Origin of the sequence: Cupriavidus pauculus (assembly GCF_002858765.1) — a bacterium.
Classification (GTDB): Bacteria; Pseudomonadota; Gammaproteobacteria; order Burkholderiales; family Burkholderiaceae; genus Cupriavidus; species Cupriavidus pauculus_B.
The window spans coordinates 93,139-108,058 of sequence record NZ_PJRP01000009.1 but is presented as its reverse complement, the minus strand read 5'-3'; the positions used below and the strand labels follow the sequence as shown (position 1 = coordinate 108,058).

Below are 14,920 nucleotides of genomic sequence, written 5' to 3'. Positions count from 1 at the left end.
TGCCTCGTCTTTTTGCGAGGCATGTTTTTCGGAGGTGATTATGCGGATTGCACTGTGACCTCGGGATGACATGTCACGGTCGTGCATTGCCCCTCAGAGGTAGGGGTAGGCCTGGCGAACGCGTGACGCCTTGAGACCAGTGGCCGTATGCTTGCCGGGTAAATCTGACTAGGAAGAGTCTGCCGATGACCGAGATGGCACGCGCGATCGTTCCCGCGGATATTTCAGAGCAGGCGTTGCTGGCGTGCGCCGTGATCGCGCGACACCTCGGTGGCACGCTGATCGGCATCCACCTGTTTGGATCGGCCGTTGACTGCGGGTTGAAGTCGCGTAGCGACATCGACCTGCTGGTGATCGTGCGTACGCGGCTTGAAGAATCGGCCAGACGCGCATTGATGCTGGATCTACTGACGATCTCTGTGCCGCCGGGCAGTGACGGGCGGTGGCGCGCGCTGGAAGTCACCCTGGTGGCGCGGGACGAAGTGGTGCCCTGGCGCTATCCGGCCAGGCGCGAGATCCAGTTCGGCGAATGGCTACGCGCCGATTTGCAGGCAGGTATCGTCGAACCGCCAGTTTTCGATCACGACCTGGCCATCCTTCTGACGAAGGCACGCCAGCACGGCGTGGCACTGGTGGGCCCCCCGACGGCGGCGCTTCTCGACGCCGTTCCCGCGCAAGACTTCAACCGTGCGCTGCGCGATACCGTGGCGCAATGGAATACCGAAGCGGATTGGCAGGACGACGAACGCAACGTCGTGCTGGCACTGGCCCGTATCTGGTACAGCGCGGTAACGGGAAAGATCGCCCCGAAGGACGTCGCGGCGACTTGGGTGCTGGAACGGGTGCCCGAGGCATTCCGTCCCGTTTTGATCGCGGCAAGGGCGGGGTATCTGGATGGCGGTCCGGAGACAGCCCTGGCCGATGCCGGGCAGATGGCGGCGTTCATCCGCTTCGCACGCGCCGCTATTGAAGAAATTCTGGTGGCGTAGGCGAGGGCGGGTTCGCAGATCGGTTGATCGGCGATCGAATGATCAGCACCAAACAGCACCAAAACAAAAAGCCCAGCATCGCTGCTGGGCTCTTTGACGAATCTGGTGGGTGGTACAGGGATTGAACCTGTGACCCCTGCCGTGTGAAGGCTGGTGGGTAACCCAAGAGCCAAGCACTATTTGCTCAGCGTAATCAATCACTTAGCGTCATCCGCTCACAGCGGTCTTGCGTCCAAGGGACTCCGAAAGGACGCAAACCATGGCTACCATCTCCAAGCGCGTATCTGCATCTGGCGCCGTTACCTATCAGGCGAAGTGCAGGCGCAAGGGTTACCCGATCCAGTCCAAGACCTTCGCCAAGCGGTCGGACGCCATCACTTGGGCGCGGCAGATTGAACGGGCTTTCGATACCGGCGAGGCTCTGGGCATAGCGGACAAGACCGCGCACGCCGCAACCACCGTGGGCGATGTGCTCAAGAAATTTCGAGATGAGGTCTGCCCGACCTTGAGGGGCGGCAAGATCGACCAGGAGCGCATCGACATGTGGCTCGCCGCCAAGTGGACCAAGACGCCAATTCTGGAGCTCACCCCGGCCATCCTCGCCAAGTTCCGAGACGACCGATTGAAGACGGCTAGCGCCGGGACGGTACTGCGTGAACTCAACATCATCCGATCCGCTCTGAATCGTGCCCGTACGGACTGGGGCATCCCGGTGCCTGAGTGCAAGATCACCCGACCGAAGGCACCAGCCGCGCGTGACCGGCGCTTGAAGGCGGGCGAGTTCGATAAGCTGATGACGGGGTGTGAACGCGCCCGGAACAAGCAGTTGCGTCCCGCTGTAATCTTGGCCATCGAGACAGCCGCGCGTCAGGGCGAATTACTCAAGCTGACATGGGCGCACGTTGACATGGTTGGGCGTGTGGCACGGTTCCCTATCACCAAGAACGGCACGCCGCGAACGATTCCGCTATCGACACGCGCGATTGAGGCGCTGACTGAATTGCAGTTGGACCGACCCGACAGTGCAGGCTCACATCCGAAGTTCGGGCACGTCCTGTGGCGTTACGCGAATGACCGGAGCAGCCTTAAGCACGCCTTTGCGCGGCTGACTAAGCGGGTTGGGATAGAGGGTCTGCGGTTCCACGACCTGCGGCGAGAGGGTGTCAGCCGCATGCTGGAGAAGGGCCTGAATATTGTGGAGGTGTCGCAGGTTAGCGGCCACAAGACGCTATCCATGATCCAACGGTATGCCGCGCCGCGACCGGAGGACATTGCGTTGAAACTGGGGTGACAGGCGTAGTTGATCTGCCGCACGTCTCGCTTTCGGGCAACGCCACGAACAAGGGCGTGCGGCGCTTCCTTTCTACCTACGCTATTTCCTCCGCTTCTCCTTCCATAGGTAGGCCGGTGCATCCTTCCAGTCAGCACGGATGAACTCGAAGCGTTGACCGTACGGGCGCGTGAAGCCCTTGTCATCCCTTGGATACACCCACCCCAAGGACAACAACCTGCCTTCCTCATCCTTGGCCACACATCCTTCGCCGCGATATAGGTTGTCCTGCCCTTGCCACAGCGTGTAGAACTTCAGCCCTTCTAGCGGATACGAATGCGGCCTTGTCGTCTGGAGGATGCATGCCTCGCTGTCGCTCATGTATGCGACTGATTTCCCCTCCACAAGGACGGCCACGCTTTTGATATTGCCAATGGTGCGCGGCAGGTTTCTGTAGACGGTCGATGCGTTGCTGTGGTCCACCGGAACATTCGAGCGTTGATTTGGTTGGACCGGATAGGCGTTTGCGTTTGATATTGGCGTGAGCCCAAGATACGCCACCAGCATTGCGGCCCCTATTGCCGTCTTGTTGTTCACCGTCTTCTCCCTTTCCTTAGGTGTGTCCCGACGCAGCAATTATTGGCGGTTCTGCCGCGCGTGGCATCCACTGCCTTGGTAGGGGCTAGGCAACCGCCTTCCTTGGGCGGTAACCAACGGCGCTTACAGGCGATCATATGGAGGCAGGTTGCCAATCTAGCCCATTTTGGGGACGTAAGAGGGACTTGGCGGCCTAGGCGACCGCCAATTTCTGTTAGCAAAACGATTAGCGCGAATATAGAAGTTCTTATAAATGCTCTATAAGTCACGTAAGCGAATAAGTCGGGGAGTATTTGTACGTTTTTTTGCGACAACGGGAAGCAGTTTCGCGTAATCCGCTGGCACGGCGCCAAAAAACCATGTACAGTCCACACATCGCATAGGAGGTGAACGATGAGCGACGTGAGGAAAAAGAGCCCCAGGGCGCCAACAATGGCACTGCCGGACGCGCTGGAGCGCGTGGAGAAGGTGTACGCGGCTGAAGGACGTCATGCGACGCCTGCGGAAGTTGTTGCACAGGCTCTCGGGTACAAGACCGCCACTAACGGTGCTGCGGCTCAGGCGATCGCTTCCTTGCGCTACTACGGACTTGTCGAGCGCCCGAAGGAAGGGCACCTCGCAGTGACGAAGGACTTCGAGGACTACAAGTTCAATCCGGACGAGGCCCAGAAGCAAGCCCTGTTGATCGGCTGGCTGCGCACGCCGCAGATCTTTGCGACGCTTCTGGACAAGTACAGCGGTCGCCTGCCGTCCGATGCGAACCTGCGCTATGACTTCATCAGCCTCGGCTTCATCCCGAACGGTGCCGATGCATACGTGGGGGTTTTCCGGCGCTCCGTGGAGTTCGCGCGTTACTACGAGCAGCCGGTGCAGCGCCTGGATTCAGATCACGGCCAAGCGATGTCGGAACGGGAGCCGGTGGAGGTAGATGAGATTCCTCGTGATCCGCAACTACCGCCCCACAACTGGATTGAGGCGAGCTATCAAGGCCGTATGCAGCCGGTGCGTCAGCCGACTGGCGCTGCGGGCGGCGGTTCGGCAACGCATGTCGCGAGCGCGAATGCCGTTTTGGCTCAGCAAGCAGCGGCCCTCGGGTTTGCTGGCGGTGGCCCGGCTATGCCGATCCCCGAGGCGAACCCCGACGTAATCCGTGTGCCGATACGGCTGCCGAAGGGCCGCTGTGCGTGGCTGGAGTTGCCCATCCCGTTCTATGAGTCGGATAAGGCACGGCTCAAGGCAATGATTGACATGCAGCTTGCGGACGATGCGGATGAAGAGTAGGTCGCGTCCGCAAAGAAAAAGCCTTACGCAGTTGGCGCTGCGTAAGGCTCTTGATCTCCCCGTGACATATGACCTGTCCAAAGGGAGGCCGGGAATAACCCCCGACATGCAAGCCCATTATTGGGGCGAGGGTTACCGGTGTCAAGTGGGTCATCCGATTAAGGAGGTCCAGCAATGGACAACACCAATCGACCCGCACCCCCGGGATATCGGTGGGTTTGCTGCAAGTGCTTCAAGCACTGGCGTAGCGGCAAGCTCGTGTATCCGAAGAACGCGGAGTGCTTCATGTTCCTCGTTCGCGCGAAGTAAAGCGCGCTGACCGGAATGACCGAGTAACCCGACCACCCCGGCAGCCTAGAGGACTGTCCGGGGTTTTCGTTTTTGCTTCGGATTTCAACATCTGTGCGCAGACAACCGCCTTTGGAGGGCGGTTGTGGAATGTCGATTCGGCGCTTACTTTGGTGCGGCTGGCTGGGGAGCGGCTTGTGCGCGGGACGCAGCCGGGACGTCAGTTGTGTAGACGTTGATATTTGTGGCAGGAGTCTGCTTCCAGAAGGTGGTGAGATAGGCTGACCCGATAGACCCGGCCAGCGCCAACCCTGAAACAATCATCGGCAAGACCCAATTCCTCCACGCTTGGCTGCTGGCGTGCTGCCTATCGTGAAGCTCCGTTGCCATGTCCATCAACTTGATGGTTGTTTCCAGCGGAAGAACTGGCTTCACGTCTTCGCCCTTCGCACTCGGTTCCCATTCTTGCGAGTCTCGCGCAATCAATGCGACGTTGGGAGATTTGCCCTCTTCCTTGGGCGTGACCACATTGAAGAATTCCCGGTGCTGTCTTCCGATGGTGACCCAGTCGTCTGCGGTGTTCGGCTTTCCTCGCAATTCGTTTTCGAGCCGCGAGTTGATGCGTCTTGTCTTTTCGTGAAGCGCAAGGATTTGAATCAGCGCAAGAACATCGGCCAGACGGCCATCTCTCAAATACTCCCTGTTCCTTTTCTTGAACATTGTTCGACCCGCTTGTGTTGTTGTCCGGCAAATGTACAACACAACGGTGCGCCTGGCAGGTTGCCGTCAGCCAAGCGCAACAAGTTCAAAGTGATACTCGAAGCCTTCCCATACAAACGTCGCTGCGCGTGACGCCTTCAGGCTCATTCGGAATCGAATGTGCTTGTGGTCTGGCAGGCCGTGAACCCGGAACGATTCGCGCAAGCTCCTGCTGTCCGTTGATACGCCATCGACAGTACACCGCACGCCATCTCGCGTGAGACGGGCCGCCACGACCTCTTCACGCTTCCAAGACTCTGCGATAGCCTCCTTGTGTCGTGTCGCGGAGTCCATGCCACGGAAACGCGGGTTGAACGTCGCGCAGTCCAACGTCTCAACCTTGATCGCCTTCCCCATGTCGTACTTCAGCGCTGCGCACCTTGCATCAAGATCCGACACCTCCAACAGCGCTGCACTAAATCCCGGTTGGTTGAGGTGGTCAACGGTCCATGCGAATGGGTTCATGGTCGGTGCTCCTGTATGCGACTGCTCAAACGCACCCTGCCTCCAAAGGGCGGTTGCTTATGGTGCGAATCGCTCATGATTTGTGGGGTTGGTGCTTAGGTGGAGGAGAGTGCGGGACTAGGAGGGGACGGGCCGCGTCCTGTAGCCCGTGGGATCGGTGTTCTATTGGGCGCGGCGTTACGGCTGGGTCAATGGGTCGTGGGGCGCGGTTCGTTGGCCCCGTCCACCGGGTCGTGTGTCGGTGATGGGTTCGTGGCCGGTACTCCGGCAGGCGGCGTGCCGTGGGCCTTGTAAAACTCGTCCAGGGACATGCCGCGACGGGTGTTGCCCTTCTCGTCGGTGATCGTGATGCCGTGGAGCACATTTAGCTCCTTGATGGCTGTGACACGAGAAGGGTGCTTTGCCGCAGGGTCGCGCAGCACGCTCAGGAGTTCCAGCGTGGCGATCTTGTCATTCCACAGGTCACGGTTCTTGGCCTCGTGCAGGCGCTTGGCGAGGGTTGCACGCACCCACGGGTTGTGCTCAATTTCGTGGATCTTCAGGTGACCGTTGTGCATGGCCTGTTCGTTGCCGAAGACGCGGATGAAGGCAACCTGCGGAGCGTATCCGTGGACACGGTACGTGACATACTCGTGGAAGTAGTCCAGGTTGAGCTTCGCAAATTCGGGGTCGCCAAACTCGGACGCTGGGATACGTGTGATCGTGCTCATGGTCGTTCGCGCCGGGCCTGCCGCGCTTGTGTTCTGCGTACGCGAGCGAGTATGTCTGGGGCCAGTGTTCGCCGCGAGCGGTGGCGTGTTCGTTGGCGCTTGGGAGTGCCGCGTGCAGTTCGATCCACGAACGTGTTCTGGTTGGCGTTGGGCGATGGGCCGCGAGTGACTGTCGGTGTGCTGATGGGAGCGGTCCAGCCGCATGGCTGGTGGATTGGGACAATCCAAGATGAACTGTTGATGATTGCTTAAGTGCCTCTAATTCCTTAAGTGCTTGGTCTCGCTGCTGCTGTCACTTAAGGGCGTTCACTGTTAAGCTGTGCCGCTGCTGGGTTTCCGGTGTTCTCTATTTCCTTAAGTGCCTTAAGTGCCTTAAGTGACAAGGATTTGAAATGTATATGGCTAGTGGATCCGGCGGGTTTTGCATTTGCGGATAACTTTAAGGCACCTAAGGCACTTAAGGAAATAAGCCGTTGTTTTATAAGAGAATCCAATGTACTTAGCTGTCACTTAAGGGGGCACTTAAGGGCGAAATCCGCAGCCAAATGGTGCGGCAATACAAGATTATTTGCGCGCGTTTCAATTAAAATGGCGGAATCAAGAGCCTATTTGACTCAAGAGTTCCGCCCAATGCCAGCAGGCAATATAACTAAATATTCAATCAGAATCCGCGGTTTTCATCAACTGCGTGTCGAACTTCCCCGGTGTCTTCATATTCCTCGCCGCCAGAATTCAACTTTGCAACAAACGCGTCAATGTTATCGCAAGGAATCCAAACAAAAGTCCCTTTTCCGTCCTTTGCGAATTCACCACCAAGGGCCGTCAGCTTTGTATCAAGGTGATTTTTTTGCGGGCCTTTGCTGGTGGTGTAGAGAGACATGATTGCCTTGTTCAAATCCACTATGTCAATTCGCACGCCGCCCCTCCCTGAGCCGTCGCGCTTTTTGACATAGCGCATTCTGCACTTAAGCAACCCTGGAACAAAGGCATCTTCCAACTCCGGGTCGTGCACAGTGCCGCGATCCATTGCGCGCTCATCATCGTTGAACTTGAGAACCAATTCTGAAACATCTTCAACCATGTTCTTGTAGCCATCACCCCCGCCTTCGGTCTTCATCCACTCGCGGCACTCTGCCATGATCTGCCAGAATGATTCATTGAACATCTCTTCTTTGATGGTGAAGTCTTTGGACCATTGCGGCTGACCATCCTTGTCCGGCAACTGCCCAACAAACATCGGATAGAAGCGGCGATTGCCTGTGTCATCGCGCTGAAGGCCCTCGTACTTATTCGAGTCCATCATCACGATCCACTGGCGCGGCTGACCAATGTGCTTCTCATACTTCTGGTCCATCAAATCATTTGCGCGCGTCATGAAGTCTTTGATGAAGTTGATATCTGCACGACCGAAGCCGGTCATTTCACCGACGTTGGCTATAATGCTCTTCCCGGTGATGGCTCGCAGAAATGGATTCATTGTCTTCACACCAAGGTTCATCGGCACCGTTTCTGCTTTGGGGCCGACAATTGGTCCGACCACCTCCTTACAGATCATCCGTCCGATGTTTGATTTGCCTGAACCTTGCCGCCCGAATAGCGCAAGGGCCATTGGCGCGAAGCACCCCGGATCGGTGATGCGGTTGTACAGGGACAGCCAGAAATACTTCCCGAATGCCCGATTTGTGTCATTGTCGAATGCCCCGATGTATTGGAACAGGAACGTGTCAAGCCGCGACTTTCCGTCCCATTGCGGAATGCGAGCAGAGAAGTTGTGCGCGAGATCATTCATGCGATCATTCAGCATCCACTCTCTGTAGGTGCGGCGGATATCCTCTGCGCTGACCTCATGGATTTCTGCGGCCTTCACCGCCTTGACCATCTCCATGATCGGCGAGCGCGCATCAAATTCATTGCCGGTGTGGTCCACAGGAGCGCCACGGAAAGTATCAAAGTGCGGCCTGCTGGGGAGTTCGGTGCCGAACATGGCATCATAGAATGCCCAGAAGTTAAGGTCAGTCTTGGACGCGCGCATCACAACCATGCCGCCGTTGTTCACTGGCTTCTCTTCAGGAAAGTCAAAGGCACCCAGCCTTTTCAGAGCCTTGGCGCGCTTCACCAGATCAGGTTCAAGGCGTGCCAGCGCCGCAGCCTCCTCGCCACGCAGTTTGTTATCGGCTAACCGCAGCACGGCCTTTTGCTCTTCCCGTCGCCCGTGCTCAAGCATCCCGGCGTATTCATCTTCTTCGCCCCACGGAGAGGTATCAACCTCACCATCCACCGGCGCGCCAGTGTGCTCAATATTCTCGTTGCCGCCTACATTGCTGGCCGCCATACTTAACTCCGGTTACTTGCATAGCCAATCGAATTTGAAGCCGCACCGGTTACTGGCCGTTGCGGCTTTTCTTTTGCGTATCGACTGGTCAAGCTGCTGTTAGCCGGAGTCTGGCGATCACGTCTTGGGTAGGCCGCGCTGGGCCTATTGGGTCCGGGAGTCCGCCCGGTAGCGGTCGTACGGTGTTCCTGTGGGCCGATTAGGCCGCGTCTTGCTCCGGGGGCTTGGGCTTCGGCTTCGGCTTCCAGCCCTTGGGGCGGCCCTCACGAAACCCGAAGTCGCGGCGAGCGAACGGCACAGGATTTCCCTCTGCTACGTGAGCCAGGGCGTGGCGGATGTAATCGGCCAGCGAGAAGCCCTGAGCCTTGAGAGCCTCCATTGCTGCCGCGTTGATCTTGGGATCGATTGAGTAGGTTGATCGCATCGCGCTCTCCTGTTCGTCTGGCCTATTCTCTAACGCGACGCTGCGTTTGGAGTGTCCATGTGGCATGTCAGCGACGGACACACAGCTGCGTCCGATGTTCACTCGACTCCAGTACGATTTCTGTGTTACGGCCAATCCCGGCTGTGACAAGCCAAAGGTTCAGTTCCGGTTCCGTCTGGCTGCAGTTGTTGCTTGTCCTTCGCTCGCTTTACCTCCGTTCGTGCCGCACAGTGCCGGTAGCCATCCCCTGGCTGTAGTCGCCGGAAGTCCCACTGTGCGGCCTCCTTTTTCTCCTCGTGCCTTGCATCCGTGATGTCCGGAGCGATAGCGTTGCCAGGAACACAGGCCGCGCCGATACTCCTCTTGCGCTCGCATCGTTGTTGCTCCTGAGTTGGTTGAGGTTGGAGGCCCGATAGTCACAAGCTGTCGGGCCTTTGTTCTTTAGTGCTGCACGGAATGGCCGTTGGCCTTGATCCGCTCGCGCACCGTTGCCAGTTCCGCCTCTGCGGCCTTCCGGGTGACAAGGCGCTTGCCGCTTCCTGCTATCTGTTGCAGTGCCTGTTCGGAATCCTTCACCGTCCACACTGGTTCACCGTGAAGGAATGCGCCTACACCATCGTGGACTTCGATGGCCGCCATGTTGGCTGCGACGGTCGGTTGCACGGTCAAGTCCATCTCTTGCAAGAGCAAAGGAACAATGCTTGTTCCGCGCTGCAACGTCACGATTGCGGCGAACGCTGTGACCCACGCATCAAGGGGATGCACGCCCTTCGTCCTTTGCAGCGCATATACACCGATGCGGTCCATGTGGTTCTTCTCCATGTACGCGATCAGTTGGTGCACGCGTTCGAATTCCACGCTGTTGTCACTGTTCAGATAAGCAATAGTCACGATTACCTCCGGAATGGGTTGATGGCTTGCGCCAGTTGAAGAAGGGCGGCCTTTGGAAGCCAGCAGGCAACGATCAGGGCCAGCAGCGCCGCGACCTGCCCAGCCTCGTACAGCAGGTTGATGGCTTCGTTCATCGCCCGCTCCGTTGGCCGTCAACCTCTATTTGTAGCGCCTTCCAGTCTCCCAGTCGGTTGTAGCCTCGGACCAGTGAGCTTGCGATGCGCCGCGACAAATACCAAGTCAGCGGCCTGTCACCAAGGATCAGTCGCTGAAGCTCGCCTTCTGAGATATGCATGCGTGCGGCCATCTCACATCGCTGAATTCCCGCGAATTCCATCATTTTGCGAAGGCGCAGGCCGGGGTGCCGGATGGACAGGATGCACTCGCGCTGTTGCAACTGTCGTTTGCTTGTGCTCATTGCGCAACCTCCGTTTGCTTTCTCTGTTTCTTGCCGCCTGACTGGGCCATGTAGAGGTCATACGCGGCTTGCGCGCCGATCCACTGCGATGCGAGGTTGTCCGGGTGTGGGTGCGCCTGCTCGATGGCCAGTGCGTACATGGCCGTGATGGGCCGTTCGTTGCTGAGCAGGCGATACACCGTATTGCGATCCACGCCCATACGGGATGCGAACTCTTGCCGGGTCACACCAGCCTTCGCAATCAGGGCGGCAAGCATGTCGCCCGGCGTCACAATATTTTTATGGGAATTTGACATTAAATTTCCTCGCTCGTTTGTCCTGTTCATGAGCGGATTATCGGCCTAATGCCATGCCCCCGGTTAAGAGGCAGTGTTCACATGCTTCCTCCGATGTAAAGGCTGAATATCCCGTTGAAAACTAGGTATTAGCCCATCGTTAGGCCATCTGTGTACGGTATGACTGTCTCTGAAACGGATACGATTCTTGTACGCCTTAACGCGACAACAGGCTAAATAAATATAAATAAAGTCGCATATCGGAGTTAAACAAAATGCGTAATTATGCTATTCAAATCATCGGCCAAGACCTAGCGCTGGCACCTTCTCACTTCGCGCAAGATTGGGTCCTTCGTCATCTGGCCGGCCTCAAGGCGCTGCGTATCTACGTGGAACTCCGCGTGCGCGGCCACGGCACAGTGGACAGCTTCTATACGGCGTTCCGCGAGACGTTCAACGGTCACCCGGATGCGGTGAACTCGGCAATGGAAGTCTTTGAGGCGAGCGACTTCTATGGCCGCTGCCTGCGTTCGGTGCTTGCCGAAATCCCGGCAGACGAACTCGCCAAGGAATGGGCGGCGCGTGCTGAGGAGTTCACGGTGATGTCGCGGCAGCACGCGATGTCGATCAACCTCAATCTCCCGGCCAACGCTGATGAGGTGTTCGGCAAGTGGTCGGCTGACTACAGCGCGATGCCGTTCGAGTATGAACAGCACCACCGCACGCGTGACGAGGAGGCGATGGCCAGCCTGGCTCAAGAGCAGGCACGCGAGCATCGCCGGGAGAGTCGGGAGCACGCGCGGCAGACCGGAGGCGACTTTGTCGCCATGTCCGACAAGCGCAATGAAACAAATTTGTGGCAGCAAGCGCCGCGCGATCTGCGCAACGACACGGGCCACGGCACCGTGGTGAACGATCAAGGCGTTGCGGTTGTGTACTGACCAAGCTCGCGCAAACCGGAAAGGAGATTAGAAATGGACCAAACCTACACCGATGAGAACGGTAATGAACTCAAGTTTCAACCGTCCCGCACCCTGATTGATGCAATGCCGCCTGAATGGGGCCGCGAATACGTTCGGTGGTGTGCCACCTTCTTTGGCATCAAGGACGATAAGGGCGCCATCTGATGACCAAGTGCAACGCCGCGCTGTTGGCCTACCTTCCTGCCTTGGTCGGGGAAGCGCAAGCCTTCACGCGCGTTGAACTGAATGGCTGCATGCGGCGCGTCGTCTCCCTTCGCGCTCTCCGTGAAGCGGGATACAGGCTCAGGTTGGACCTGCGGTTCACCGGCGCGGAGATGGACGAGGCAATGAAGACGCTAGGTTGCGAGCGCATCCAACCTGCGCGCCGCGTGCAGTACGACCTCACCAAATTCAGGAGTCTTTGAAATGCACGAACAACACTATTGGCTCATTGGTGAACGCACCGAAGCCATCCTGATGGACGGACACGTTTTCCCGAAGGGCGCTCTGATCGAATTTTCCAATACCTTTGACCGCCGGCCTGCGGTGGACTCCCATCCGTCTGAGATCGTGCGCGCTGGCGAGTTCCTGACCATCGACCTGAAGCGCGGCCAATCGCGCCGCACCATCGGCTATCCGGTGCTGTTCTGCGTGAAGGCAGGCAGCGAGTCCGAAGGAAACCTTATGGCCGCAGCCATCGCGCAAAAGCCTGGTGATGAGGCGCTCCTGTACGTGAAGCACGCGGACGGCTCAGTGTACGAGTTCAGCGTGGGCCGCTTTGTCATCCATCCCGTAGAGCGAGATGTCAGCGCCAACTTCCGCGAGGTGAGGCAGGTCCGTGCCGCTGTGTACGAATCTCTGCGCGGTCCGCGTGATTCCGAAGGCGAGCGCGTATTCACCAATGATGCTGACCCTGTTCGACACGATGCTCTGTGGGCCGACTTTCAGCCGGAGCCTGTGCAGGCCGCGACCATTTGACCGACTCGCCACCCAGCCACGCCCAACCGCAAATCAATGTTTAGGAGTAGTAAATGGCAGATGGACTCGACAAGTTCGTGCTCGCCTACACAGTGGAGCTCAAAGATTCCATTGCACGGCTGGAGAAGCTCAACCAGAAGGTTGATGATGTAAGCAAGAAATCAAAGGATGCGGGGAACGGCTTAAAGGATTTCGCCAAGGGCGCGGCAGATGAGATCGGCAGACTTGTGCCCGGGGTCAATGCGGTTACTAGCGCCGTTTCCTCCATGGGCAAGTCCTTTGGTCTGGCCGCTGCCGCTGTGGGCGCGCTTGGGGCTGGTGTGTCCGCGTTGATGAAGATGCGCGAGCAATACAACAATCAGCGCCTTGTCGGGCAGGACGTTGGCGTGTCTGGAATGCGCATTGAGGAGTATCAGCGCAAGTTGCAGAAGAACGGCGCAGGGTACGTCACGCGCGAGCAGACAGCAGAGGCCGTCCGCAACATCACGAGCAAGGCCAGCGCGGCGTATGCCGATCCGACTCGGATGGGCGCTGACGCAAAGCTATTTCAGGTGCTCGGCATTGATGTGGGAGCGCCCGGAAAGGGTTCGCGTTCCGGCAATGCCGTTATCACGGACGTGGCCACGAAGTTTGCCAGCGGCACAGAAGCACAGGCGCAGGCATGGGGTGCGCAGCTTGGCCTATCTCCGGACGTCACCAAGGCCATGCGTAAGGCGGGCGCCTCCATGGGCACGGTCACAGAGATGACCAATGAGGAAATCCAAGGCCGTGCCAAGTCGCAGCAAGAACTGGACAAGTTCAACGACGCGACCGCCAAGCTGTCGGAACAGTTCCTGCGGCTGACCAATCAGCTTGCAGAGAAATTGCTGCCCACCATCACCACTATCGTTTCCTTTTTCGCTGATGAGCGTAAGAAGGAAGCGCCGGAGGAGCGGGCAGCCAAAGCCGTGTCAGGCCGTGCCGGTCGTAATGCCGCAAAGGCACAGCGTGACCGTTGGGCGAATGATCCGCAATACCGCACCGATGAGGATGCGGAGCGTGAGCGTAAAGAGCGCGATGCAGGCGAGAAGAAGGCCAAGGCTGACGCGATCAATGCTGAGGTCCAAAAGAAGAATGCAGAGAAGAATCAGGATGCCGCCAACAAGACAGTGGATGCGGCGGATGAGGGGGCCAAACACGGAAGGCAGTCCCAGGACGAATTCCAGTTGGCCGTCAACATGTTCAGCGGCGCTGTGAACGCGTTCTCTAACGCAGTGGACGAGCGCCAAGCTATGGCCGCCTGGGCGGGCGAAATCGGCAAGGCGGCAGGGCTTTCCGCACCGGGCACGGCGGGACAAGGCGCGAAGCCCATACAGTCCAGTCAATTCGACGCCCTCTTTGAGGCCGCCGCAAAGAAGTATTCCAAGGACGGTGTGACGCCTGAAATCCTCAAGCGCATTGCAGGCGTGGAGTCTACCTTCAATCCGAATGCAGTCAGTGCGGCGGGCGCGCAGGGCCTAATGCAGTTGATGCCTGCCAACTCCAAGGCATTCGGCATTACGAATCCGTTTGACCCCGAACAGAACATCCATGGCGGTGCCCGTCTGTTCGCTGACTACCTGCGCCGTGCAGGCGGCGATACGCGGCAAGCCCTGAGGATGTACCACGGTGGCTTGGATCAGTCCGGTTGGGGCGCAAAGACGATGGCCTATCCGGACAAGGTTTTGGGCTTCGGTGGTGTGTCTGCGAGCGGCGAGTCCAAGGCAAACATCCGCCTCCGTCAAACGTACGAAAACATTGCTTCTGGACTCGGTGTTACGCCGCGACAGTTGCAGATGGGCGGCATCAATCGCGGCGATGTGACATGGCAGGCCAACCAGATGGAGGCCGGGCTACAGAACAAGATTTTCCAACTGCAGCAGCAATCTAAGCAAGCAAACCTGCCCAAGACGGAGTACGACCGCATCAAGCGGGAAATCACCGATCAATCAATTGCGCTGAACACCCTCAGAGAGAATCGCGGCACGGTCGAAGACAAGGCGCGTGAGGGCGGACGGTCCATCACGGTCGGAACGATTGCGATTACGGTGAATGCCCATGCTCAGGATGGGGCTGGAGGCATGCCCCGTTGGGATCTTGAGCGGCAAGTGAAACAGGGCGTCATTGAGGGCCTTAACGCAGCCAGTAGCGGGAACAAGCTGTGACGCCGGGCGCTAGGTGTTCGTGGGCTTCGGCCCTCTGAACACTGGTCATCGGTACGCTCGAAGGGTGGCCGCGAGCGCAACGAACCGGCCACCGATCC

The 14,920-nt window shown here is 58.2% G+C and carries 18 protein-coding genes; 8 read left to right on the top strand and 10 right to left on the bottom strand.

Annotated elements, in window-relative coordinates; translation table 11 throughout:
* The first annotated feature begins 194 nt into the window (after positions 1–194).
* Entirely contained in the window at positions 195–989 is a 795-nt protein-coding gene (locus CYJ10_RS19110; protein WP_101683187.1) for an aminoglycoside adenylyltransferase family protein, read from the top strand.
* 259 nt (positions 990–1,248) lie between these two features.
* Entirely contained in the window at positions 1,249–2,280 is a 1,032-nt protein-coding gene (locus CYJ10_RS19100; RefSeq protein WP_101683048.1) for a site-specific integrase, read from the top strand.
* 81 nt (positions 2,281–2,361) lie between these two features.
* Here CYJ10_RS19100 and CYJ10_RS19095 read toward each other — a convergent pair whose 3' ends face one another.
* Positions 2,362–2,856 (bottom strand): hypothetical protein, encoded by a 495-nt coding sequence (locus CYJ10_RS19095; protein ID WP_146002075.1) that lies wholly within the window; start codon positions 2,854–2,856, stop codon positions 2,362–2,364.
* Positions 2,857–3,249: 393 nt separating this feature from the next.
* Here CYJ10_RS19095 and CYJ10_RS19090 point away from each other — a divergent pair, with 393 nt between their 5' ends.
* Complete coding sequence (locus tag CYJ10_RS19090) at positions 3,250–4,137, top strand: hypothetical protein (RefSeq protein ID WP_146002074.1); 888 nt, start codon at positions 3,250–3,252, stop codon at positions 4,135–4,137.
* A gap of 453 nt (positions 4,138–4,590) precedes the next feature.
* On the opposite strand, the gene CYJ10_RS19085 is transcribed toward CYJ10_RS19090, so the two are convergent.
* The 9 genes from CYJ10_RS19085 to CYJ10_RS19050 form a co-directional block, all read right to left on the bottom strand.
* Positions 4,591–5,145: a hypothetical protein gene (locus tag CYJ10_RS19085; RefSeq protein WP_101683045.1), complete on the bottom strand. Its 555-nt coding sequence runs from the start codon at positions 5,143–5,145 to the stop codon at positions 4,591–4,593.
* Positions 5,146–5,211: 66 nt separating this feature from the next.
* Positions 5,212–5,649: a hypothetical protein gene (locus CYJ10_RS19080; protein WP_101683044.1), complete on the bottom strand. Its 438-nt coding sequence runs from the start codon at positions 5,647–5,649 to the stop codon at positions 5,212–5,214.
* 188 nt (positions 5,650–5,837) lie between these two features.
* Positions 5,838–6,359, bottom strand: a complete 522-nt coding sequence (locus tag CYJ10_RS19075; protein WP_101683043.1) for a hypothetical protein — start codon at positions 6,357–6,359, stop codon at positions 5,838–5,840.
* Between the two features lie 661 nt (positions 6,360–7,020).
* Complete coding sequence (locus tag CYJ10_RS19070) at positions 7,021–8,691, bottom strand: VapE domain-containing protein (protein WP_101683042.1); 1,671 nt, start codon at positions 8,689–8,691, stop codon at positions 7,021–7,023.
* A 199-nt stretch (positions 8,692–8,890) separates the two neighbouring features.
* Positions 8,891–9,115 (bottom strand): hypothetical protein, encoded by a 225-nt coding sequence (locus CYJ10_RS19065; protein ID WP_101683041.1) that lies wholly within the window; start codon positions 9,113–9,115, stop codon positions 8,891–8,893.
* A 441-nt stretch (positions 9,116–9,556) separates the two neighbouring features.
* The gene (locus CYJ10_RS19060) at positions 9,557–10,006 is read right to left on the bottom strand and encodes a hypothetical protein (protein WP_101683040.1); all 450 of its coding nucleotides are present in this window, start codon (positions 10,004–10,006) and stop codon (positions 9,557–9,559) included.
* Positions 10,007–10,008: 2 nt separating this feature from the next.
* Positions 10,009–10,140, bottom strand: coding sequence for a hypothetical protein (locus CYJ10_RS34860; RefSeq protein ID WP_257993420.1), 132 nt, complete (start codon positions 10,138–10,140; stop codon positions 10,009–10,011).
* Positions 10,137–10,424 (bottom strand): hypothetical protein, encoded by a 288-nt coding sequence (locus CYJ10_RS19055; protein WP_101683039.1) that lies wholly within the window; start codon positions 10,422–10,424, stop codon positions 10,137–10,139. The genes CYJ10_RS34860 and CYJ10_RS19055 overlap by 4 nt, the downstream gene beginning before the upstream one ends.
* On the bottom strand, positions 10,421–10,750 hold the full coding sequence (locus tag CYJ10_RS19050; RefSeq protein ID WP_101683038.1) for a helix-turn-helix transcriptional regulator: 330 nt from the start codon (positions 10,748–10,750) through the stop codon (positions 10,421–10,423). The genes CYJ10_RS19055 and CYJ10_RS19050 overlap by 4 nt, the downstream gene beginning before the upstream one ends.
* A gap of 224 nt (positions 10,751–10,974) precedes the next feature.
* Here CYJ10_RS19050 and CYJ10_RS19045 point away from each other — a divergent pair, with 224 nt between their 5' ends.
* The 5 genes from CYJ10_RS19045 to CYJ10_RS19030 are packed head-to-tail and all read left to right on the top strand — an operon-like array spanning position 10,975 to position 14,822.
* Positions 10,975–11,640, top strand: a complete 666-nt coding sequence (locus CYJ10_RS19045; protein ID WP_101683037.1) for a hypothetical protein — start codon at positions 10,975–10,977, stop codon at positions 11,638–11,640.
* A 33-nt stretch (positions 11,641–11,673) separates the two neighbouring features.
* Entirely contained in the window at positions 11,674–11,826 is a 153-nt protein-coding gene (locus CYJ10_RS34200; RefSeq protein WP_180862991.1) for a hypothetical protein, read from the top strand.
* Positions 11,826–12,086 carry a hypothetical protein gene (locus CYJ10_RS19040; protein WP_101683036.1) on the top strand — a complete coding sequence of 87 codons (261 nt, stop codon included), beginning with the start codon at positions 11,826–11,828 and terminating at the stop codon, positions 12,084–12,086. The genes CYJ10_RS34200 and CYJ10_RS19040 overlap by 1 nt, the downstream gene beginning before the upstream one ends.
* A 1-nt stretch (position 12,087) precedes the next feature.
* Positions 12,088–12,639: a hypothetical protein gene (locus tag CYJ10_RS19035; protein ID WP_101683035.1), complete on the top strand. Its 552-nt coding sequence runs from the start codon at positions 12,088–12,090 to the stop codon at positions 12,637–12,639.
* A gap of 53 nt (positions 12,640–12,692) precedes the next feature.
* Entirely contained in the window at positions 12,693–14,822 is a 2,130-nt protein-coding gene (locus CYJ10_RS19030) for a lytic transglycosylase domain-containing protein (RefSeq protein WP_101683034.1), read from the top strand.
* Positions 14,823–14,920 lie beyond the last annotated feature (98 nt).